The sequence below is a fragment of the Streptomyces sp. NPDC090021 genome (genome assembly GCF_044748225.1).
Classification (GTDB): Bacteria; Actinomycetota; Actinomycetes; order Streptomycetales; family Streptomycetaceae; genus Streptomyces.
In genome coordinates this window covers 24,036-45,285 of record NZ_JBIVFO010000033.1, presented here as the reverse complement: position 1 = coordinate 45,285, position 21,250 = coordinate 24,036, and the positions used below count along the sequence as shown (strand labels likewise).

Here is a 21,250-nt window from a genome sequence, read left to right as displayed (position 1 = left end):
CTGGGTTCTACTTCCGCTGGTAGCCGTTGGCGGCCTGCTGGCCGTCGTCGTACTTCTCGTACGCGTCGACGATACGGCCGACCAGCTTGTGCCGGACGACATCCTCGGACGTGAGCCTGGAGAAGTGGATGTCCGGTACCCCGTCGAGGATCTCCTGGACCTGGCGCAGACCGCTCCTGGCCCCGCCGGGCAGGTCGATCTGGGTGATGTCACCGGTGATCACGATCTTCGAGTCGAAGCCGAGCCGGGTCAGGAACATCTTCATCTGCTCGGTGGTCGTGTTCTGGGCCTCGTCGAGGACCACGAACGCGTCATTGAGGGTCCTGCCCCGCATGTAGGCCAGCGGCGCGACCTCGATCGTGCCCGCCGCCATGAGCCGCGGGATCGAGTCGGGGTCGAGCATGTCGTGCAGCGCGTCGTAGAGCGGGCGCAGGTAGGGGTCGATCTTGTCGAAGAGGGTGCCCGGCAGGAAGCCGAGCCGCTCCCCCGCCTCGACGGCCGGGCGGGTCAGGATGATCCGGCTGACCTGCTTGGACTGGAGGGCCTGGACCGCCTTGGCCATGGCCAGGTAGGTCTTTCCGGTACCGGCGGGGCCGATGCCGAAGACGATCGTGTTCTTGTCGATCGCGTCGACGTACCGCTTCTGGTTGAGGGTCTTGGGGCGGATGGTCCGGCCGCGGTTGGAGAGGATGTTCTGGGTGAGCACCTCCGCCGGGGTCTCCTCCGGCCCGTTGCCGTTGCCGCTCGCCTTGAGCATGGCGATCGAGCGTTCCACCGCGTCCTCCGTCATCGGCTGCCCGGTGCGGAGCACCAGCATCATCTCGTCGAACAGTCGCTGGATCAGGGCGACTTCCGCCGCCTCTCCGATCGCGCTGACCTGATTGCCCCGAACATGGATGTCGGCCTTCGGGAAGGCCTTCTCGATCACGCGCAACAGGGCGTCGCCCGAGCCGAGCACCATCACCATCGGGTGTGTCGCCGGTACGGTGAAGTGTGCTCGCGCCTGCCCCGGCGCGGGGATGTGGGCTGTCGATGTCTGCGTCATGGGCCGGCACTGTGGCCTGCGCATACCTCCCGCTGAGGGGCCGCGCCGATCGACGACCTCCGGAGTACCAAGCGTACGTCGCCGCCGCGGCTTCCCCGAGAGGTTTTCACCGCCGCCCCGGCCCCGGCCGCGTTCGCAGTCCCGCGGCTACGCGGCTACGCGGCTACGCGGAGTGCCGGAAGCCGATGGTCGGCACGGCCCTGCGCCGGGCGGCCGGGGTCGCGGCCGGCGGGATCAGCTCGTCCAGGAAGCCGTAGCGGCCGCGCAGCGCGTGCGGGGCCGCCCGCCACCAGTGGGCCACCTCCGGCCAGCCGGGCGCCGACAGGGACCCGCCGAACTCCTGGACCGACAGGGCCGCGGTCAGCCCGGCGAAGGCCAGCCGGTCCGCGAGCGGCCAGCCCGCCAGGGTGCCGGTGACGAAGCCCGCCACGTAGACGTCCCCCGCCCCCGTCGGGTCCAGCTCCTCCACGGCGATCCCGGGGACGTGGGCGGTCTCCCCGGTACGGCTGTCGACCGCGTAGGAACCCTCCGCACCCATGGTCACCACCGCGACCGGGACCTTGTCGGCCAGTGCGCGGGCCGCCGCCCGCGGACAGTCGGTGCGCGTGTACCGCATCGCCTCGCCCGCGTTCGGCAGGAAGGCCTCGCAGTGCTCCAGGTCGGCGAGGGCGCCCAGGTCCCACCGTCCGCTCTCGTCCCAGCCCACGTCGGCGAAGATCCGCGAACCGCGCCGGGCGGCCTCGCCGATCCACTCCTCGCCGCGGCCGGGCTCCAGCGAGGCGACGGCGGCGCGGGCCCTCGGCGGGCACTGCGGGAAGGGGCCGGGGCCCGCGGGCGGAGGGGCCTCGTGGCCGTGGGAGACCATCGTGCGCTCGCCCTCGTAGGCCATCGAGACGGTGACGGGGCTGTGCCAGCCGGGGACGGTCCGCGACATGGACAGGTCGATGCCCTCGCCCTGTTCCAGGGCGTCCCAGCAGTACTCGCCGTAGTGGTCGTCGCCGAAGGCCGCGGCCAGCGAGGTGCGCAGGCCGAGCCGGGCCAGGGCGGTGGCCATGTTGGCGACGCCGCCGGGGCTGGAGCCCATACCGCGCGCCCAGGACTCCGTACCGCGCACCGGCGCCGAGTCCAGGCCGGTGAAGATGATGTCGAGGAAGACCGTCCCGGTCAGGAAGACGTCGCAGCCCGGTTCCTCCGGGTCGCGCAGCGGACCGAGCGGGTCCAGGGCTGCGGTGCGGCTGTCGAGGTCCCCACTGGCCACGGTGGTCTCCCCTGTCGGTCTCGAAGGGCCGTTTCTCGGTGAAGCTGCCAGGTCTCCCCGCCCCGGGCGGGATCAGAACCCAGTGTGGCGCAGATCACCCACACCGTGCCCTCCGGGGCGGTCCCCGGAGGCCGCGGCGCAGCCCTGGCCGCCGAGCGCGGCCCGGGCCGCCCGCGTCAGAGCCGTTTCGGCAGCGGCACCCGCATCAGGTCCGCGGCCACGGTGAGTTCGCCCTCGAACCCGGCCGCCCGCGCCTGGCGTTCGAATGCGGTGGGGTCGGTGTACCGCTGCGAGAAGTGCGTCAGCACGAGGTGGCGTACGCCCGCGTCCCGGGCAGCCCGGGCCGCCTGGCCGGCGGTGAGGTGCCCGTGGTCGGTGGCCAGGCGCTCGTCCTCGTCGAGGAAGGTCGACTCGATCACCAGCATGTCGCAGCCCTCGGCGAGCTCGTCCACGCCACTGCAGAGCCGGGTGTCCATGACGAAGGCGAAGCGCTGCCCGGGCCTGGGCTCGCTGACCTCCTCCAGCGTGACCTCGCCGAGGCGCCCCTCACGCTGGATCCGGCCCACGTCGGGGCCCTTGATCCCGTGCCGGGCGAGCAGTTCGGGCACCATCCGGCGCCCGTCGGGCTCGGTGATCCGGTAGCCGAAGGACTCCACGGGGTGCGAGAGCCGCCGGGCCTGAAGGACGTACGAGGCCCCCTGCGCCACCGGCCCGTCCTCGGACACCGGTTCCTCCAGGAGCGGCACCGTCTCCCGGTAGGCCGTGGCGTACCGGAGCCGGTCGAAGAACTTCTGTCCGGACGCCGGGTAGTGCGCGGCGACGGGGTGCGGGACCTGATCGAGGTTGATCCGCTGGATCACCCCGGCGAGGCCGAGGCTGTGGTCGCCGTGGAAGTGAGTGATGCAGATCCGGTCGATGTCGTGCGCGGCCACGCCGGCCCGCAGCATCTGGCGCTGCGTGCCCTCGCCCGGGTCGAAGAGGATGCCCTCGCCGTCCCAGCGCAGCAGGTAGCCGTTGTGGTTGCGGTGGCGGGTGGGCACCTGGCTTGCGGTGCCCAGCACCACGAACTCTCTGACGGACACGTGCTATCCCGGGGGCCACTGGAGGCCGCGGCCGCCCAGGACGTGCGCGTGGGCGTGCCAGACGGTCTGGCCGGCGCCGGATCCGGTGTTGAAGACGATCCGGTAGCCGTGGTCGTCGATCTTCTCGTCGGCGGCGACCTGTGCGGCCTCACGCAGTATGTCGGCGGCGACGCCCGGCTCGGCGGCCGCGAGGGAGGCGGCGTCGGGGTAGTGCACCTTGGGGATGACGAGCACGTGCGTGGGCGCCTGCGGGTTGATGTCCCGGAAGGCGACGGTGGTCTCGGTCTCCCGGACCACGGTCGCCGGGACGGCACCCTCGACGATCTTGCAGAACAGGCAGTCGGCCTGCGGTTCCCCGGCCATTGCTCACCCTCCCGTGATGTTGATCGGTCCGGGCATCGTATCCAGCCGGGGGCCCGCCGCGGGCGCGTATTCCGGCCGGTCAGGCCCAGCGTCCGCTACGGGCGAGCAGGACCGCGGCGGCCGCGGTGCCGGCGGTGGAGGTCCGCAGGACGGAGCGGCCCAGACGGTAGGGGTGGGCGCCCGCCGCGGCGAAGACCTCCAGCTCCTCCGGGGAGACACCGCCTTCCGGCCCGACCACCAGGACGAGGGAACCGGAGGCGGGCAGCTCGGCCGTGGCCAGGGCCTGCGACGGGGTGTCGCGGTCCTCGTGCAGGACCATCGCCAGGTCGGCGCCGGCCAGCAGCGCGGCGACCTGCTTGGTGGACATGGCCTCGGCCACCTCCGGGAAGCGGACGCGTCGGGACTGCTTGCCCGCCTCGCGGGCCGTGGCCCGCCACTTGGCCAGGGACTTGGCCCCGCGGTCGCCGCGCCACTGGGTGATGCAGCGCGAGGCCTGCCAGGGCACGATCGCGTCCACGCCGGTCTCGGTCATCGTCTCGACGGCCAGCTCGCCCCGGTCCCCCTTGGGCAGGGCCTGGACCACGGTGATACGGACCCCGGGCTCCGCCTCCCGCCCGGTGGCGGCGACCGCCACGACGAGCCGATCCTTGCCCTCGGCGGCCTTCACGACCGCCTCCGCCCAGCCGCCGCGGCCGTCGGTGAGGACCACCTGCTCGCCCGGGTTGAGCCGTTTCACCGACACGGCGTGCCGGCCCTCCGGCCCGTCCAGGACGAACTCCGCCCCTGCGGGGACCTCTTCGACCACGAACACCGGGGCCGTCATGACGCACTCCTCATCTGCATTTCCTTCAACATGCTCTGTGCCTGGGCCAGTTCGGCCGCCAGGACCTCCACCAGCTGCGCCGCCGGAAGCGCTCTCGCCAGCCGGTGCCCCTGGCCCGCCCACAGGGCCATGCCCTGCGGGTCCCCGGCCGCCGCTGCGGCCTTGCGCAGCCCCGAGGTCAGGTGGTGGACCTGGGGGTAGGCGGCCGGGGCGTAGGGGCCGTGCTCCCGCACGAAGCGGTTGACCAGCCCCCGTGCCGGCCGCCCGGAGAAGGCCCGGGTCAGTTCCGTCCGGACGAAGAGCGGATCGGTCAGCGCCTTCTTGTGGACGGGGTCCGCTCCCGATTCGGGGCACACCAGGAAGGCCGTGCCGAGCTGCGCCGCCGCCGCGCCGGCCGCCAGCAGCGCGGCGATCTGCGCGCCCCGCATGACCCCGCCCGCGGCGATGATCGGCAGGGCCACGGCTTCCCGTACCTGCGCCACCAGTGCGAGCAGTCCCACGGCCGCCGTGCCGTCGATCTGCGGGTCGTCCCGGTGGGTGCCCTGGTGGCCGCCCGCCTCGACGCCCTGGACGCAGACGGCGTCGGCGCCCGCCTGCTGGGCGCTGCGGGCCTCCTCGACGGAGGTCACGGTGACGACGGTGTACGTGCCGGCCTTGCGCAGCGCGGCCAGCGCCGTGGCGTCGGGACAGCCGAAGGTGAACGACACCACCGGGACCGGGTCCTCCAGGAGGATGGCGAGCTTGGCGTCGTAGCCGTCGTCGCTGGTGCCGATGATGTCCTCCTCGGCGAGCGAGATCTCGTACCAGCTCGCCTCGCCGGCCAGCTGCCCGCGGTACGCCTCCACCGCGGCCGGGTCGACGTGCCCGGTCTGCGGCATGAAGAGGTTCACGCCGAAGCGGTACCGGGTGAGCGCGCGCACCTGTTTGATCTCCTGGTACATCCCGTCGGCGGTCTTGTAGCCCCCGGCGAGGAAGCCCAGCCCGCCCGCCTCGCACACGGCGGCGACGAGCGGCGGGCAGGAGGCGCCGCCCGCCATGGGAGCCTGCACGATCGGGGGGAGGGAGAGACCGTTCGCGGCGGTGGACATGGACTGCATCGTGCCACGTCCCGCCCATGGGGCCGAATCACCGCATCCGCCTGGCATAGCCGGCTCCCGGCGGGCCCGCGGGCGGCTGCCGGGGCACGCGAAGAGCCCGGCCGGGGGCGTCCCCGGACCGGGCTCGAAGCGGTGCGCGGCCTTCGGTCAGCGACCGTTGAACGCGTCCTTCAGACGGCTGAACAGGCCCTGCTGGCCCGGCGCGAACTGGCCCATGGGCCGTTCCTCGCCGCGCAGCTTCGCCAGCTGGCGCAGCAGCTCCTCCTGCTGGGCGTCCAGCTTGGTCGGGGTGGTCACCTCGACGTGGACGATCAGGTCGCCGCGCCCGCCGCCGCGCAGGTGGGTGACGCCGCGCCCGTGCAGCGGGATCGCCTGGCCGGACCCGGTGCCGGGCCGGATGTCGATCTCCTCCAGCCCGTCGAGCGTCTCCAGCGGGCATTTGGTGCCCAGCGCCGCCGCCGTCATCGGGATGGTGACCGTGCAGTGCAGGTCGTCCCCGCGCCGCTGGAAGGTCGGGTGCGCCAGCTCGTGGATCTCCACGTACAGGTCGCCGGCGGGGCCGCCGCCGGGGCCGACCTCGCCCTCGCCCGCGAGCTGGATCCGGGTGCCGTTCTCGACACCGGCCGGGATCTTGACCGTGAGGCTGCGGCGGGAGCGGACCCGGCCGTCGCCCGCGCACTCGTGGCAGGGGGTCGGGACGACGGTCCCGAAGCCCTGGCACTGCGGGCAGGGGCGCGAGGTCATGACCTGGCCCAGGAAGGACCGGGTGACCTGCGAGACCTCACCGCGGCCGCGGCACATGTCACACGTCTGCGCCGAGGTGCCGGGGGCGGCGCCCTCGCCGGAGCAGGTGGTGCAGACGACGGCCGTGTCGACCTGGATGTCCTTGGTGGTCCCGAAGGCCGCCTCGTCGAGCTCCAGGTCGAGGCGGATCATGGCGTCCTGGCCGCGCCGGGTCCGCGAGCGCGGGCCGCGCTGCGAGGCCTGGCCGAAGAAGGCGTCCATGATGTCGGAGAAGTTGCCGAAGCCGCCCGCGCCGAAGCCGCCGGCTCCGCCGCCACCGCCGGAGGCGGACAGCGGGTCGCCGCCGAGGTCGTAGACCTGCTTCTTCTGCGGGTCCGAGAGCACCTCGTAGGCCGCGTTGATCTCCTTGAAGCGCTCCTGCGTCTTCGGATCCGGATTCACGTCCGGGTGGAGTTCACGCGCGAGGCGCCGGAAGGCCTTCTTGATCTCGTCCTGCGATGCGTCGCGGCGCACGCCGAGAACGGCGTAGTAGTCCGTGGCCACTTACGACTCCGCCAGGATCTGTCCGACGTAACGTGCCACTGCGCGTACCGCTCCCATCGTTCCGGGGTAGTCCATGCGGGTCGGTCCGACCACGCCGAGTTTGGCGACCGTTTCGCCGCCCGAACCGTAACCGACCGAGACGACCGACGTGGAGTTGAGCCCCTCGTAGGCGTTCTCGTGCCCGATCCTTACGGCCATCCCCGACTCGTTGGCCTCGCCGAGCAGCTTGAGGAGCACGACCTGCTCCTCCAGCGCCTCCAGCACCGGCCTGATCGTCAGGGGGAAATCGTGTCCGAAGCGGGTGAGATTGGCGGTACCGCCGATCATCAGCCGCTCCTCCGCCTCCTCCACCAGCGTTTCGAGGAGGGTCGACAGCACGGTGGAGACCGTGCTGCGGTCGTCGGCCTCGAAGGACTCCGGCAGGTCCTGGACGAGCGGCGGCACGTCGGTGAAACGACGGCCGACGACCCGGCTGTTGAGCCGGGCCCGCAGGTCGGCCAGCGAGGCCTCGCCGAAGGGGCTCGGGCAGTCGACGAGCCGCTGCTCGACCCGTCCGGTGTCCGTGATCAGCACGAGCATCAGGCGCGCCGGGGCGAGCGAGAGCAGCTCCACGTGCCGGACGGTCGACCGGGTCAGGCTCGGGTACTGGACGACCGCCACCTGCCGGGTGAGCTGCGCGAGCAGCCGCACCGTGCGGCCGACGACGTCGTCGAGGTCGACGGCCCCGTCGAGGAAGTTCTGGATGGCCCGGCGCTCGGGCGTGGAGAGCGGCTTGACCCCGGCCAGCTTGTCGACGAAGAGGCGGTAGCCCTTGTCGGTGGGGATCCGGCCGGCGCTGGTGTGGGGCTGCGCGATGTAGCCCTCCTCCTCCAGCACCGCCATGTCGTTGCGCACGGTGGCGGGCGAGACGCCGAGCCGGTGCCGCTCGGTGAGCGCCTTGGAGCCGACCGGCTCCTCCGTCCCGACGTAGTCCTGGACGATGGCGCGCAGCACTTCGAGTCTGCGTTCGCTGAGCATCGCGCACACCTCCAGCGTGATCCGTTGCCGTGTTCCGACGTGTTCCGACGTGTTCTGACGTTCGTTGGCACTCTGTGGGTTCGAGTGCCAGAGAGCCCCCGCTCAGTGTACGGCCGGGTGGTAAGACCATGGCAAGGGAGGCCCGCCAGGGTAGCGTCGCGGCATGGACGTGCGATGGGAAGAGGTGGGCTGGGAACGGCTCACCGGACGGACCGGCCGACGGCGTCTGCCGGTGTGGGACTGCACGGTGGGGCTGGTGGTGGGGGACGAGTCCGTACTCCTGATCGACCCTGGGTCGTGCGTGCGCGAGGGCGCCGGGGTGCGGGCCGAGGCCGAGCGGCTGACGGGCCGGAGCGTGACCCATATCGCATTCACGCACGGCCATTTCGATCACGTCCTGGGTGCGTCCGCCTTCCCCGGGGCCGAGGTCTACGGGGCGGTCGGACTGGCCGCGCTGCTCGCCGCGGACCGCGCGGAGCTGCGCGGGGACGCGGTGCGGCACGGGCTCGCCGAGGCGGAGGCGGCCGAGGCCGTGGAACGGCTGGTGCTGCCCGGCCATCAGGTGTCGGGCGAGTGGACCCTCGACCTGGGCGGGGTGCAGGTGCTGCTGGCCAACGTGGGGCCCGGGCACACCGGGCACGACCTGGCCGTCTTCGTCCCGGGCGACCGCGAGACGGTGTTCTGCGGGGACCTGGTGGAGGAGTCGGGCGAGCCGGTGGCGGGTCCGGACGCGATGCCCCGGCAGTGGCCCGCCGCCCTGGACCGGCTGCTGTCGCTGGGCGGCGAGGACGCGTGGTACGTACCCGGTCACGGAGCGGTGGTCACCGCGGAGTTCGTCCGTGCGCAACGCGCCACACTGGCGGCCCGTTCCGGCGTGTCGTAGGCGGGACGCGCACGGCTCTTCTAGTGTCGGCCGGATGCGCGAGTACTCCCCCGACCTGACCCCGCAGTGGAAGCGGCCCAGGGCCGTCCCCGAGGTCGCCGCCGAACCGGACCTGGTCGTCGAGGTGGCCGGTACGGACTTCTGCGGCGCGGTGGTGGCCTGTGAGGCGGGCACGGTAACCCTGGAGGACCGCTTCGGCAAGCGCCGGGTGTTCCCGATGGAGCCGCGGGGCTTCCTGCTGGACGGCGCGGTGGTCACCCTGGTCCGCCCGCCGCGGGGCCCGGCGGCGCCGGCCCGGACGGCCTCGGGGTCGATCGCCGTCCCCGGAGCCCGGGCGCGGGTGGCCCGGGCGGGCCGGATCTACGTCGAGGGCCGCCACGACGCCGAGCTGGTGGAGCGGGTCTGGGGCGACGACCTGCGCATCGAGGGCGTGGTGGTCGAGTACCTGGAGGGGGTCGACGACCTGCCGGCGGTGGTGGCGGACTTCGGTCCGGCGCCGGACGCCCGGCTGGGGGTGCTGGTGGACCATCTGGTGCCGGGCTCGAAGGAGTCCCGTATCGCCGCCGCGGTGACCTCGCCGGACGTGCTGGTGGTGGGTCACCCGTACGTGGACGTCTGGCAGGCGGTGAAGCCCTCGGCGCTGGGCATCGCCGCGTGGCCGGTGGTCCCGCGCGGCCAGGACTGGAAGACGGGCGTCTGCCGGGCCCTGGGCTGGCCGGAGAACATCGGGGCGGCCTGGCAGCACATCCTGTCCCGGGTGACCTCCTACAAGGACCTGGAGCCGACCCTGCTGGGCCGCGTGGAGGAGCTCATCGACTTCGTCACGGGTGACGGTGGGGCCTGACACCCTCGAAGGTTCCGAAGTCGCTCGTGTCCAGCTCGATGCCGAGCAGTTCCAGCGGCAGCGGCTCACCGAACTTCGAGACCCTCTGGGAGCGGTAGTCGGCGTCGTCACCCCTGCCGGCCGGGATCGTCAGCAGGACGCACTGCGCGACGATGGGGTCGATGATCAGGTAGGCGGGCACCCGGCCCGCGGCGTAGACGGAGCGCTTGACCACGTAGTCGCGGTCGACGCTGGTCTTGGAGACGACCTCCACCACCAGCGTGATCAGCTGCGAGGGCAGGAGACGGCCCGACCCGGGCTGCGCCTCGCGATCCAGGACCACCAGATCGGGCACGGGTTCGCTCGCCTCGTCGACGATGTCGACGTCCTGGGTCTGCAGGCGCGCCCACCGCTTGCGCGGAATCTGATCCTGCACGTCCTCCACGATCAGGTTGTGCACCAGATCGGGGCCGGCCATCATGACGATTTCCCCCCGGAGGAGCTCGGCCTTGACTCCGTCGGGAGGCTGGAACCCCTCGAAGAACTTGGCCATCCCACGCTCGTCCACAGCGGTCATCTCCGTGGTCCTCCACATCCGCCGCGTGCTGTCGGCGGCAGCCTAGGGACAGCGTAGGCAGTCCGGACAAGGATCCGGGGGTATTCACTCCGCCAGGTGATCAGTCGACCAGGTCCCGGACCACCGCGTCGGCCAGCAGCCGTCCGCGCAGGGTCAGCACGGCCCGCCCGGCCTCGTAGGGGCCCGGCTCCAGGAGGCCGTCCGCGAGGGCCCCGCGGGACGCCGCGAGGCCGGCCGGGGCCAGCAGGGACAGCGGGACGCCGTCCACGAGTCGCAGCTCCAGCAGGATCCGCTCCACGCGGCGGTCCTCGTCCGAGAGGAGTTCGCGCCCCGCGCCCGGGGAGCGTCCCTCGGCGAGGGCGGCGGCGTAGGCGCCGGGGTGCTTGACGTTCCACCAGCGCACCCCGCCCACGTGCGAGTGCGCGCCGGGACCCGCGCCCCACCAGTCGGCGCCGCGCCAGTACAGCTCGTTGTGCAGGCAGCGCCCGGCCTCCGAGGTGGCCCAGTTCGACACCTCGTACCAGGAGTACCCGGCCTGGGCCATGACCTCGTCGGCGATCAGGTAGCGGTCGGCGTGGACGTCGTCGTCGGTCATGGGGACCTCGCCGCGGCGGATCCGGCGCGCCAGCTGCGTGCCCTCCTCGACGATCAGCGCGTAGGCGCTGACGTGGTCCGGGCCGGCTCCGAGGGCGGCGGCGAGGGAGTCCCGCCAGTCCTGGTCCGTCTCGCCCGGCGTCCCGTAGATCAGGTCGAGGTTGACGTGCTCGAAGCCCGCCGCGCGGGCCTCCGCCACGCACGCCTCGGGGCGTCCGGGGGTGTGGGTGCGGTCCAGGACCTTCAGGACGTGCTGCTTGGCGCTCTGCATGCCGAAGGAGACCCGGTTGAAGCCCCCGGCGCGCAGCTCGGCCAGGTACGCCGGGTCCACGGACTCCGGGTTGGCCTCCGTCGTGACCTCGGCGTCGTCGGCCAGGCCGAACTCGTCCCGGATCGCCGCGAGCATCCGTACGAGGTCGGCGGCGGGCAGCAGCGTCGGCGTGCCGCCGCCGACGAAGACGGTGCGGACGGCCCTCGGGTCGTCGCCGAGCACCTTCCGGGCGAGCCGGACCTCGTCGATCAGGGTGTCGGCGTAGTTCTCGCGGGAGGCGAGCACGCCTCCGGTGCCCCGCAGCTCGGTGGCCGTGTAGGTGTTGAAGTCGCAGTACCCGCAGCGCGTGGCGCAGTAGGGGACGTGCAGGTAGAACCCGAGAGGCCGCTCCCCCGCGCCCGCCAGGGCGTGCGACGGCAGCGAGCCGTCTTCGGGCATGGGTTCACCGTCGGGGAGTGCGGAAGGCATACCCCCATCATCCCGCACCCGCCGACGGGCTCCGGCCCGCGCTTCGGGGCGCGGGCCGGGGCGGAGAGCCGGCAGGGGTGCGCGGGGCGGGCCACCGCCCCGCCCCGCCGGGCCCCTGGCGGGCGCTACGCCTCGCGGGCGCCCTCGTACATCTCGTCGATCAGGTGCTTGAACTCACGCTCGACCACCGGGCGCTTCAGCTTGAGGCTGGGGGTGAGGTCGCCGTGCTCGACGTCCAGGTCGCGCGGCAGGATCCGGAACTTCTTGACCGTCTGCCAGCGCTGGAGGCCCTCGTTGAGGGTCTGGACGTAGGTCTCAATCATCCGGTCGGTCTCGGGCGCGGCCAGGACCTCCTTGTACGTCCTGCCCTCCAGCCCGTTCTCGGCCGCCCAGGTCAGGATCGAGGGCTCGTCGAGCGCGATCAGTGCCGAGCAGAAGTTCCGGTCGGCACCGTGCACGACGATGGTCGACACGTACGGGCAGATCGCCTTGAACTGGCCTTCGATCTCCGCGGGGGCGACGTACTTGCCGCCCGAGGTCTTGATCAGGTCCTTCTTGCGGTCGGTGATGCGCAGGTAGCCGTCGGCCGACAGCTCGCCGATGTCACCGGTGTGCAGCCAGCCGTCGGACTCCAGGACCTCGGCGGTCTTGTCCGGGTGTCCGTGGTAGCCCTCCATGATGCCGGGGCCGCGCAGCAGGACCTCGCCGTCGTCGGCGATGCGTACCTCGGTGCCGGGGAGCGGCTTGCCGACCGTGCCGGTGCGGTAGGCCTCGCCGGGGTTGACGAAGGAGGCCGCGCTGGACTCGGTCAGGCCGTAGCCCTCCAGGATGTGGACGCCCGCGCCGGAGAAGAAGAAGCCGATCTCGGGCGCCAGGGCGGACGCGCCGGAGACGGCGGCGCGCAGCCTGCCGCCGAAGGCCTCACGGAGCTTGGAGTAGACGAGCGCGTCGGCGACCTTGTGCTTGGCGGTCAGGGCGAAGGGGGCGGTGGCCCGCCCGGTGCGCCGGAAGTTGTCCTGCGTGACCTTGGCGTACTCGCGGGCGACGCCCACCGACCACTGGAAGATCTTGTACTTGGCGCCGCCGCCGGCCCGGGCCTTGGCGGCCACGCCGTTGTAGACCTTCTCGAAGATGCGCGGGACGGCCGCCATGTACGTCGGCTGCACGACCGGCAGGTTCTCGATGATCTTGTCGATGCGGCCGTCGACCGCGGTGACGTGCCCGGCCTCGATCTGCCCGGAGGTCAGGACCTTGCCGAAGACGTGGGCCAGCGGCAGCCACAGGTACTGGACGTCCTCCTTGCCGATCAGCCCGGTGGCGACCATGGCCTTGGCCATGTACGACCAGTTGTCGTGCGGCAGCCGGACGCCCTTGGGGCGGCCCGTGGTGCCGGAGGTGTAGATGAGGGTGGCGAGCTGCTCGCGGGTGATGGAGGCGATGCGCTCGTCGACGGCCTCGGGGTGCTTGGCGAGGTGCTCCTTGCCTCTCGCCTCCAGGTCGGCCAGCGAGAGGACCCAGCCCTCCGGGTCGCCCTCGGCGGCGACCGCGTCGGCGGCCTCCAGGACCACGACGTGGCGCAGCTTCGGCAGGTCGGCGCGGCGCTCACGGGCCTTCGCCAGCTGCGCGGCGTCCTCGGCGATGAGCACCCGGCTCTCGGAGTCCGCGAGGATGAACGCCGACTCGTCCGCGTTGGTGCTGGGGTAGATCGTGGTGACCGCGCCGCCCGCACACATCACGCCGAGGTCGGACAGGATCCACTCGACCCGGGTGTTGGAGGCGAGCGCGACGCGCTCTTCCGTTTCGAGGCCGAGGGAGATCATTCCGGCGGCGATGGCGTTGACCCGCTCGGCCGCCTGGCTCCAGCTCAGCGACTTCCAGTCGTCGGTGGCGCCCCGGCCGTCGGTCGATGGCACCGGGTAACGGTAGGCCTCGGCGTTCGGCGTCGCGGCGACGCGCTCGCGGAAGAGCACCGCCACGGTGGGCGGGCGGTTCTCGAGATAGGTCTGTGTGTCGCTCACGACATCCTCCGGACCGATCCACGCGACAGCGCGTGGGCGTGGGGCGCTGGGGGCGCTTGGGACTGGCGGGTTGCAGCCGTTGACTTTCTGAACTGGTGAGTAACCGTTGAGCAGTGATCAGACTAGAGCGCGTCCGGCGCCCGCGTAAGAGCTGACGAGCGGCCGGTTCATAACGAAACAGGCCCCCGCACCGATGAGCGGGGGCCTGTGTACGCCGGGTGACGGAGAGGTGGCTACTTCTTCTTGCCGCCGGACTCGTCACTGGAGAGGACGGCGATGAAGGCCTCCTGCGGGACCTCCACGGAGCCGACCATCTTCATGCGCTTCTTGCCTTCCTTCTGCTTCTCCAGCAGCTTCCGCTTACGGGAGATGTCACCGCCGTAGCACTTGGCGAGGACGTCCTTGCGGATGGCGCGGATGGTCTCGCGGGCGATGACGCGGGAGCCGATGGCGGCCTGGACGGGCACCTCGAAGGCCTGCCGCGGGATCAGCTCGCGCAGCTTGGCGACGAGGCGCACGCCGTAGGCGTAGGCGGCGTCCTTGTGGCAGACGGCGGAGAAGGCGTCGACCTTGTCGCCGTGCAGCAGGATGTCGACCTTGACCAGGCTGGAGGCCTGCTCGCCGGTGGGCTCGTAGTCGAGGGAGGCGTAGCCGCGGGTCTTGGACTTCAGCTGGTCGAAGAAGTCGAAGACGATCTCGGCGAGCGGGAGGGTGTAGCGGATCTCGACGCGGTCCTCGGAGAGGTAGTCCATGCCGAGGAGCGTGCCGCGGCGCTGCTGGCAGAGCTCCATGATCGCGCCGATGAACTCGGTCGGGGCGAGCACGGTGGCCCGGACGACCGGCTCGAAGACGTCCTTGATCTTGCCTTCGGGGAACTCGCTCGGGTTGGTGACGGTGACTTCCTTGCCGTCCTCCAGGACCACCCGGTAGACCACGTTCGGCGCGGTGGCGATCAGGTCGAGGCCGAACTCGCGCTCCAGGCGCTCACGGACCACGTCCAGGTGGAGCAGGCCGAGGAAGCCGACGCGGAAGCCGAAGCCGAGGGCCGCCGAGGTCTCGGGCTCGTAGACCAGCGCGGCGTCGTTGAGCTGGAGCTTGTCCAGGGCCTCGCGCAGGTCCGGGTAGTCCGAGCCGTCGAGCGGGTAGAGGCCCGAGAAGACCATCGGCTTCGGGTCCTTGTAGCCGCCGAGGGCCTCGGTCGCGCCGTTGTTCAGGCTGGTGATGGTGTCACCGACCTTGGACTGACGGACGTCCTTCACGCCGGTGATGATGTAGCCCACCTCGCCGACGCCGATGCCGTCGGCCGGGGTCATCTCCGGGGAGGAGACACCGATCTCCAGCAGCTCGTGGGTGGCGCCGGTGGACATCATCCGGATGCGCTCGCGCTTGTTGAGCTGGCCGTCGACCACACGGACGTACGTCACGACGCCGCGGTACGAGTCGTAGACCGAGTCGAAGATCATCGCGCGGGCGGGGGCGTCCTTGACGCCGACCGGGGCCGGGACGGTGGCGACGACCTTGTCCAGCAGGGCGTCGACGCCCATGCCGGTCTTGGCGGAGACGCGCAGCACGTCGTCGGGGTCGCAGCCGACCAGGTTCGCGAGCTCCTCGGCGAACTTCTCCGGCTGGGCGGCCGGCAGGTCGATCTTGTTGAGGACGGGGACGATCGCGAGGTCGTTCTCCATCGCCAGGTACAGGTTGGCGAGGGTCTGGGCCTCGATGCCCTGGGCGGCGTCCACCAGGAGGATCGTGCCCTCGCACGCGGCGAGGGAGCGCGAGACCTCGTAGGTGAAGTCGACGTGCCCGGGGGTGTCGATCATGTTGAGGATGTGGGTGCTGCCCTGACCCTCGCCCGTGGTGGGCGCCCAGGGCAGTCGCACCGCCTGGGACTTGATCGTGATGCCGCGCTCACGCTCGATGTCCATGCGGTCGAGGTACTGGGCGCGCATCTGCCGCTGATCGACGACACCGGTGAGCTGGAGCATCCGGTCGGCGAGGGTCGACTTGCCGTGGTCGATGTGCGCGATGATGCAGAAGTTGCGGATCAGCGCCGGGTCGGTACGGCTCGGCTCGGGCACGTGGCTGGGGATCGCGGGCACGCAGTGTCCTGATTCTCGGGTCGCAGTCGGAAGCGTTCTCGGAGCGTCGGTCGCAGCGGACGGTCCGGCTCCGGTCGCTCTCGGCGGCGCGATGTCGGTCCATACGCAGGCTCCCATGGTCCCATGGACGGGGCAGTGCGCTCGGTTTGGGCCGCCGGGAGCGCGCCTGGTAGCCTGGGCAGCTGTGTCTCGTGTGCCCTCTCAGCCGTCGAGGCACAATCCGAAGATCAACCTCTGAACCTGAAAAGGCTCTTTCGTGGCGAACATCAAGTCCCAGATCAAGCGGAACAAGACCAACGAGAAGGCTCGCCTTCGCAACAAGTCGGTCAAGTCCGAGCTGCGCACCTTCATCCGCAAGGCCAACGAGGCCATCCTCGCCGGCGACGCGGAGAAGGCCACCGCTGCGGCCCGTCTGGCTTCCAAGAAGCTCGACAAGGCCGTCTCGAAGGGTGTCATCCACAAGAACGCCGCCGCCAACAAGAAGTCGGCGCTGGCCTCCAAGGTTGCCGCCATCTGAGTTCCGCACTCGATGTGATCGCCGGAAGGGACCCAGTGGGCCCTCTCTCCCGCTCCTGACCGGCACCCCGCTCCGCACACGAAGCGTTCGCCACGCGGGTGCGGCGCACAAGCAGTGACCGAAGGCCCCGGTCGCCGTCCTTCCCCAGGACGGCGACCGGGGCCTTCGCGTCGCCCCGATCAGCGGCGCTGGGGACGGGCGGCGCGGGCGACCGCGACGACCGCCTTCTCCAGCGCGTACTCGGGATCGTCGCCCCCGCCCTTGACGCCCGCGTCGGCGGCGGCCACGGCGCGCAGCGCGTCCGCGACGCCGTCCGCCGACCAGCCCCTCATCTGCTGGCGGACCCGGTCGATCTTCCAGGGCGGCATGCCGAGGTCCCGGGCGAGGTCCCCGGGCCGGGCGCCGCGCGGGGCGGAGGCGAGCTTGCCGATCGCCCGGACCGCCTGCGCCAGGGCACTGGTGATCAGGACCGGGGCCACCCCGGTGGCCAGGGACCAGCGCAGGGCCTCCAGGGCCTCCGCCGCACGCCCCTCGACCGCCCGGTCGGCGACCGTGAAGCTGGAGGCCTCGGCCCGGCCCGTGTAGTAGCGGCCGACGACGGCCTCGTCGATGGTCGCCTCGACGTCCGCGCACAGCTGCGCCGCGGCACTCGCCAGCTCCCGCAGGTCGCTGCCGATCGCGTCGACCAGGGTCTGGCACGCCTCCGGGGTCGCCGACCGGCCCAGTGTGCGGAACTCACCCCGTACGAACGCGAGCCGGTCCGCCGCCTTCGTCATCTTCGGGCAGGCGATCTCCCGGGCGCCCGCCTTGCGCGCTGCGTCCAGCACGCCCTTGCCCTTGACGCCGCCCGCGTGGAGGAGGACCAGCGCGATCTCCTCGTACGGAGCGGCGAGATAGGCCTTGACCTCCTTGACCGTGTCGGCGGACAGGTCCTGCGCGTTGCGCACGACCAGCACCTTGCGCTCGGAGAAGAGCGAAGGGCTCGCCAGCTCGGCGAGCGTGCCGGGCTGCAGTTGGTCGGAGGTGAGGTCGCGGACGTCGGTGTCGGCGTCGGCGGCACGGGCGGCCGCCACCACCTCCCGCACGGCGCGGTCGAGCAGCAGCTCCTCCTGCCCCACCGCGAGGGTGATCGGGGCAAGCGGATCGTCGGTGGAATTCTTCCTGGTGGCCATCGCCCCCAGCATCCCACGCCGCACTGACAGCCCCCCGCGCCCCGGCCCCCTCCACCGGGTGCCCGACAATGGCCGGGTGAACGTGCGACATGTACTCGTCCTGCCCGACCGCGACGCCGCCGAGGAGGTGGCGCAGGAGGCCGTGGACCGCTTCGGCCTCCCGGAGGAGCCGCAGTTGGTCCGCGACGCACTGGCCGGCGAGGACGACGCCGAGGACGCCCAGTGGCTGGTCGTCGTCGAGGACCCGCAGGACCGGCTCGACGCCACCGCCCTGGACGACCTCGCCTCCGAGTACGAAGGCTGGCTGGAGGCCCCCTGAGCCCGTCCGGGGTCAGGCCTTGTGCACGATCTGGATGTCCAACGTCACGTCCACGCTCGAACCGATCGCCGCGATCCCGTGAGCCAGCATCGACTGCCAGTTGAGGGTGAAGTCCTCGCGGTGCAGTTCGGCGGTGGCCCGGCACGCCGCCCGCACCTCGCCCTCCATGCCCGTTCCGAGACCCAGGTACTGGGTGTCCAGGGTCACGGACCGGCTCACCCCGTGAAGCGTCAGGGCGCCCGCGACGGCCCAGCGGCTGCCGGTGCGGTGCATGAACCGTTCGCTGTAGAACTCCACCGTGGGGTGGCGGGCCGCGTCCAGGAAGTCGCCCGACCGCAGGTGGTCGTCGCGCAGCCGCAGCCCGGTGTCGATGCTCGCCGCGTCGATGATCACGTGCATGGAGGACTCCTCCATGCGGTCGGCTATCCGCACCGCCCCGGCGAACGTGTTGAACCGTCCGTTGATCCGGGCCATACCGATGTGCCGGGCCGTGAAGCCGATGGACGAATGCGCCGGGTCGAGTTCCCAGTGACCGGGCTGCGGCAGGACCGGCGGCTCCACCGCATCGAGGATGATCTCCGCCGTGCCGGGCTGCGCCGGATCTCCCACGAGCGTGACTCCGTGGAAGGGTGTGTACCCCTCGGCGGTGACGGAGAGCCGGTACTCCCCTTCCGGTACGGCGGCCGTGAAACCGCCGAACGGATCGGTCTCGCCGCCGACGATCCGGCGGCCGATCGGATCCGTCACCTCGAACGCGGCCTGCCGGATGGGCCGGTGGACCGTGTCGAGGACTCGGCAGCTGAGCAGACGCGCCGTCGGCGGCAGCGTCAGTGTCGCGGATGTATGCGGGCTGGAAGTTCCGGCCGACTCCATCCCCCGTCGGCGACCGAACATGACGTGTGCACCCCCGTGCAGTGTGGACTTGGACCGTTCTGGCGAAGAGGCATTCGATCATGCTGTCGGGTTGTGGGCAAACAGAGCGGTCACGCCCGGTATGCCCGCGTCGAATGCGCCGTCCCCTGGCTGGAAACGCACGCAGCCGGACACCGGTTCCGCTGACCGCGACCGAACCGTCGGTGTCGGTGCGGAGCACCGTCGCGCCCACGGCCCGCAGGCGGGCGAGCGTACCCGGCGCGGGGTGCCCGTAGCGGTTTTTTGTACCGACGGGAACAATCGCCAGACGCGGCCGGACCCGTTCGTGCAACCCGGGATCCTGGTGCGCCGAGCCGTGGTGGGCGACCTTGAGGACATCGACCGGTCCGAGCTGCGGATGCTCCCTCAGGAGGGCCTCCTGCGCCGCCGGCTCGAGGTCGCCGAGCAGCAGCAGGGTGAGCCCCGCACCGCGTACCAGCAGCACGACGCTCGCATCGTTGGGCCCCTCGACGTACGACCCGGCAGGCGGCGGCCACAGCACCTGCCATGCGAACGGGCCGGCCCGGCGCCGCTCCCCCTGCACGGCCCGTACGACCGGCACCCCGGCCGCCGCCGCGGCCCGGCGGACGAACTCCGCCTGCCCGGCGGGCTCTTCCAGCACCGAGGTCTGGATCATCCCCACGGAACGGCCCCGCAGGACGCCCTGCAGACCTCCCACGTGGTCGGCGTGAAAGTGCGTCAGCAGGAGCATCGGCACCCGGCGCACCCCCAGCTCGCGCAGGCATTCGTCCACCGGCCCGGGATCCGGGCCCGTGTCCACCACCAGCGCCTCCCCCGGCCCCACGGAGAGGACGGCCGCGTCCCCCTGCCCCACCGCGCACTGGACATAGCTCCAGTCGGGCGGAGGCCAGCCGGTGAGCGTACGGGTGAGCTGCGGCGGCCTCAGCACGGCGAGGAGCAGCAGCACCGCCAGCCCGCAGCACAGCCACCGCCGCCGCCCCCACCGGGCACCGAGAACGACCACCGCCAGCGTGACCCCGGCCAGCAGCAGCCCGCCGGCGAGCCCGCCCGGCCAGGACAGCTCCGCGCCGGGAAACCCCGCCCCGGCCCGCGCGACGGCAGCGATCCACCCCGCGGGCACCCCGGCGCACCGGGCGAGCACCTCCGCGGCCGTCATCGACAGCGGGGCCGCCGCCAGCGCGGCGAAGCCGAGGACGGTCGCCGGCCCGGCGGCCAGCTCGGCCAGCAGGTTGCAGGGCACCGCCACCAGGCTCACCCGGGCCGCGAGCACGGCGACCACCGGCGCGCACACCGCCTGGGCGGCGGCGGCCGCGCCCACCGCATCGGCGAGCCGGGGCCCCATCCCGCGCCGCCGCAGTGCGTCGCTCCACCGGGGGGCGAGGGTCAGCAGCGCCCCGGTGGCCAGGACCGAGAGCAGGAAGCCGTAGCTGCGGGCCAGCCACGGGTCGAAGAGCACCAGCAGCAGCACCGCGGCTGCCAGCGCGGGGATCAGGGACCTGCGCCGGCCGGTGGCGATGGCCAGCAGGGTGACCGCCCCGCAGGCCGCTGCCCGCAGCACGCTCGGCTCCGGCCGGCACACCACCACGAACGCCAGCGTCAGTGCCGCCCCGCACAGGGCCGTCGTCCGCAGCGACAGTCCGAGCCGGGGCGCCAGCCCGCGCCGCTCCGCCTGCTGCGCGCGGGCCGGGGGCCCGATGAGCAGGAACAGCACCACGGTCAGGTTCGACCCGGAGACGGCGAGCAGGTGCAGCAGATCGGTGGCCCGGAAGGCCTCGTGCAGGTCGGGCGGAACCCTGGAGGTGTCCCCGACGACCAGTCCCGGCAGCAGGGCCCGCGCATCCGGTGCGAGCCCCTCGGTGGCCCCGCGCAGCCCGGCCCTCAGCCGCCCCGCCAGCCGCTGCGCGGCGTCCGGGCCGCCGGTCACCTGCGGCGGCGTGTCACCGCCCGGGCGGAGCAGCGCCACGGCCCGCTCCCCGTCCCGCGCCGGGGCCAGCCGGGCGACCACCGCCACGCGGGTGGAGGGCAGGAGCCCGGCCCATCCCGCGTGAGCGGCCAGCACCCGCACCGGGGTCTCGACCCGGGTGCTCACCCCGCCGGGCCCGGTCACCCGGGTCACCACCGCGTCCAGCACCACCACCGGCGGCCCGCTCCCGCTCCGCGCGGTCCTGGGGTCGGAGTCGACGGTGAGCTCCGCGAGGACCCTGGCGTGCTCCCGCGCCAGTCCGGCGACCGGCCCGGCCCGCGCCTCGGCCGACTGGAGCGCCGCGACACCGGCTCCGGCGGCCGCGCACAGCAGGGCCGCCGCCGCGGCCGGGGCGACCCTCCACAGCGCCCCCGGGCGCCGTCCCTGGACCAGAATCAGGAGCCCCGCTCCGACCGTCGCCAGGCCCACCGCGAGGGCGGTCCGCCCGACGGGTGCGTCGAGGGCGAGGGCGGCCGCCGCCCAGGCGGCCACGGCCGGCACCGCGAGACGCAGATCCGCCGGTCCCGCCCCCTCCGGGCGGTTCACGGCCGCACCAGGTTGCGCAGATCGGCGAAGCGCCGCTCGCCGAGATGGTGTTACCCATCTAGCAAAAGAGCAAAGAGCGGCCCCCGGGTGGTGTTGGAGCACCAGCACGGGGGCCTTGGCCCGAACCCCTTCCA

Annotated in this window: 18 protein-coding genes and 1 pseudogene; 4 read left to right on the top strand and 15 right to left on the bottom strand. The window is 72.4% G+C overall.

The genetic code is table 11. The features are described from left to right. Positions 1-7: 7 nt before the first annotated feature. The 8 genes from ACIPXC_RS25035 to hrcA form a co-directional block, all read right to left on the bottom strand. Complete coding sequence (locus tag ACIPXC_RS25035) at positions 8-1,045, bottom strand: PhoH family protein (protein WP_401622289.1); 1,038 nt, start codon at positions 1,043-1,045, stop codon at positions 8-10. A 163-nt stretch (positions 1,046-1,208) separates the two neighbouring features. Next, entirely contained in the window at positions 1,209-2,267 is a 1,059-nt protein-coding gene (locus ACIPXC_RS25030; RefSeq protein WP_401622412.1) for a carbohydrate kinase family protein, read from the bottom strand. Positions 2,268-2,479: 212 nt separating this feature from the next. Further along, the gene (locus ACIPXC_RS25025) at positions 2,480-3,385 is read right to left on the bottom strand and encodes a ribonuclease Z (RefSeq protein WP_401622286.1); all 906 of its coding nucleotides are present in this window, start codon (positions 3,383-3,385) and stop codon (positions 2,480-2,482) included. A 3-nt stretch (positions 3,386-3,388) separates the two neighbouring features. Further along, complete coding sequence (locus ACIPXC_RS25020; RefSeq protein WP_030027777.1) at positions 3,389-3,748, bottom strand: histidine triad nucleotide-binding protein; 360 nt, start codon at positions 3,746-3,748, stop codon at positions 3,389-3,391. 79 nt (positions 3,749-3,827) lie between these two features. After that, the gene (locus ACIPXC_RS25015; protein ID WP_401622283.1) at positions 3,828-4,571 is read right to left on the bottom strand and encodes a 16S rRNA (uracil(1498)-N(3))-methyltransferase; all 744 of its coding nucleotides are present in this window, start codon (positions 4,569-4,571) and stop codon (positions 3,828-3,830) included. Beyond that, positions 4,568-5,659 carry a nitronate monooxygenase gene (locus tag ACIPXC_RS25010; RefSeq protein WP_401622281.1) on the bottom strand — a complete coding sequence of 364 codons (1,092 nt, stop codon included), beginning with the start codon at positions 5,657-5,659 and terminating at the stop codon, positions 4,568-4,570. Before ACIPXC_RS25010 ends, ACIPXC_RS25015 begins: the two co-directional genes overlap by 4 nt. Before the next feature lie 156 nt (positions 5,660-5,815). Continuing rightward, entirely contained in the window at positions 5,816-6,955 is a 1,140-nt protein-coding gene (dnaJ, locus tag ACIPXC_RS25005) for a molecular chaperone DnaJ (protein WP_030840893.1), read from the bottom strand. Further along, positions 6,956-7,972, bottom strand: a complete 1,017-nt coding sequence (hrcA, locus tag ACIPXC_RS25000; protein WP_401622277.1) for a heat-inducible transcriptional repressor HrcA — start codon at positions 7,970-7,972, stop codon at positions 6,956-6,958. A gap of 163 nt (positions 7,973-8,135) precedes the next feature. On the opposite strand from hrcA, the gene ACIPXC_RS24995 reads away from it, so the two are divergent. Continuing rightward, positions 8,136-8,855, top strand: coding sequence for an MBL fold metallo-hydrolase (locus ACIPXC_RS24995; RefSeq protein ID WP_401622275.1), 720 nt, complete (start codon positions 8,136-8,138; stop codon positions 8,853-8,855). A gap of 34 nt (positions 8,856-8,889) precedes the next feature. Continuing rightward, positions 8,890-9,699 (top strand): DUF3097 domain-containing protein, encoded by an 810-nt coding sequence (locus ACIPXC_RS24990; RefSeq protein WP_401622272.1) that lies wholly within the window; start codon positions 8,890-8,892, stop codon positions 9,697-9,699. Here ACIPXC_RS24990 and ACIPXC_RS24985 read toward each other — a convergent pair. The 4 genes from ACIPXC_RS24985 to lepA all read right to left on the bottom strand — a co-directional run bounded on the left by ACIPXC_RS24985 (position 9,677) and on the right by lepA (position 15,705). Next, positions 9,677-10,273 (bottom strand): Uma2 family endonuclease, encoded by a 597-nt coding sequence (locus ACIPXC_RS24985; protein WP_046774938.1) that lies wholly within the window; start codon positions 10,271-10,273, stop codon positions 9,677-9,679. The two genes, ACIPXC_RS24990 and ACIPXC_RS24985, sit on opposite strands and share 23 nt — an antisense overlap. An 82-nt stretch (positions 10,274-10,355) precedes the next feature. After that, entirely contained in the window at positions 10,356-11,588 is a 1,233-nt protein-coding gene (gene hemW / locus ACIPXC_RS24980) for a radical SAM family heme chaperone HemW (RefSeq protein WP_401622267.1), read from the bottom strand. Positions 11,589-11,713: 125 nt separating this feature from the next. Further along, positions 11,714-13,606: an AMP-dependent synthetase/ligase gene (locus tag ACIPXC_RS24975; RefSeq protein ID WP_401622264.1), complete on the bottom strand. Its 1,893-nt coding sequence runs from the start codon at positions 13,604-13,606 to the stop codon at positions 11,714-11,716. A 233-nt stretch (positions 13,607-13,839) separates the two neighbouring features. Further along, positions 13,840-15,705 (bottom strand): translation elongation factor 4, encoded by a 1,866-nt coding sequence (lepA, locus tag ACIPXC_RS24970; RefSeq protein ID WP_030030524.1) that lies wholly within the window; start codon positions 15,703-15,705, stop codon positions 13,840-13,842. Between the two features lie 256 nt (positions 15,706-15,961). On the opposite strand from lepA, the gene rpsT reads away from it, so the two are divergent. After that, positions 15,962-16,222, top strand: a complete 261-nt coding sequence (gene rpsT / locus ACIPXC_RS24965) for a 30S ribosomal protein S20 (protein WP_030030523.1) — start codon at positions 15,962-15,964, stop codon at positions 16,220-16,222. Between the two features lie 179 nt (positions 16,223-16,401). Here rpsT and holA read toward each other — a convergent pair whose 3' ends face one another. Further along, a complete protein-coding gene (holA, locus tag ACIPXC_RS24960) occupies positions 16,402-17,394 on the bottom strand; it encodes a DNA polymerase III subunit delta (protein WP_401622259.1) in 993 nt (330 codons plus the stop codon). A gap of 76 nt (positions 17,395-17,470) precedes the next feature. On the opposite strand from holA, the gene ACIPXC_RS24955 reads away from it, so the two are divergent. Continuing rightward, positions 17,471-17,713 (top strand): hypothetical protein, encoded by a 243-nt coding sequence (locus ACIPXC_RS24955; protein ID WP_401622256.1) that lies wholly within the window; start codon positions 17,471-17,473, stop codon positions 17,711-17,713. A gap of 12 nt (positions 17,714-17,725) precedes the next feature. Here ACIPXC_RS24955 and ACIPXC_RS24950 read toward each other — a convergent pair whose 3' ends face one another. Beyond that, positions 17,726-18,607, bottom strand: coding sequence for a YceI family protein (locus ACIPXC_RS24950; RefSeq protein ID WP_401622253.1), 882 nt, complete (start codon positions 18,605-18,607; stop codon positions 17,726-17,728). 136 nt (positions 18,608-18,743) lie between these two features. Next, positions 18,744-21,116, bottom strand: a pseudogene (locus tag ACIPXC_RS24945) (ComEC/Rec2 family competence protein); the annotation flags it as partial. Between the last annotated feature and the right edge of the window lie 134 nt (positions 21,117-21,250).

Coding starts and splice junctions, on each gene's coding strand:
- ACIPXC_RS25035 (WP_401622289.1), bottom strand. CDS start 1,045: ATGACGCAGACATCGACAGCCCACATCCCCGCGCCGGGGCAGGCGCGA.
- ACIPXC_RS25020 (WP_030027777.1), bottom strand. CDS start 3,748: ATGGCCGGGGAACCGCAGGCCGACTGCCTGTTCTGCAAGATCGTCGAG.
- ACIPXC_RS25015 (WP_401622283.1), bottom strand. CDS start 4,571: ATGACGGCCCCGGTGTTCGTGGTCGAAGAGGTCCCCGCAGGGGCGGAG.
- ACIPXC_RS25010 (WP_401622281.1), bottom strand. CDS start 5,659: ATGTCCACCGCCGCGAACGGTCTCTCCCTCCCCCCGATCGTGCAGGCT.
- hrcA (WP_401622277.1), bottom strand. CDS start 7,972: ATGCTCAGCGAACGCAGACTCGAAGTGCTGCGCGCCATCGTCCAGGAC.
- ACIPXC_RS24995 (WP_401622275.1), top strand. CDS start 8,136: ATGGACGTGCGATGGGAAGAGGTGGGCTGGGAACGGCTCACCGGACGG.
- ACIPXC_RS24990 (WP_401622272.1), top strand. CDS start 8,890: ATGCGCGAGTACTCCCCCGACCTGACCCCGCAGTGGAAGCGGCCCAGG.
- ACIPXC_RS24985 (WP_046774938.1), bottom strand. CDS start 10,273: ATGTGGAGGACCACGGAGATGACCGCTGTGGACGAGCGTGGGATGGCC.
- hemW (WP_401622267.1), bottom strand. CDS start 11,588: ATGCCTTCCGCACTCCCCGACGGTGAACCCATGCCCGAAGACGGCTCG.
- holA (WP_401622259.1), bottom strand. CDS start 17,394: ATGGCCACCAGGAAGAATTCCACCGACGATCCGCTTGCCCCGATCACC.
- ACIPXC_RS24950 (WP_401622253.1), bottom strand. CDS start 18,607: ATGTTCGGTCGCCGACGGGGGATGGAGTCGGCCGGAACTTCCAGCCCG.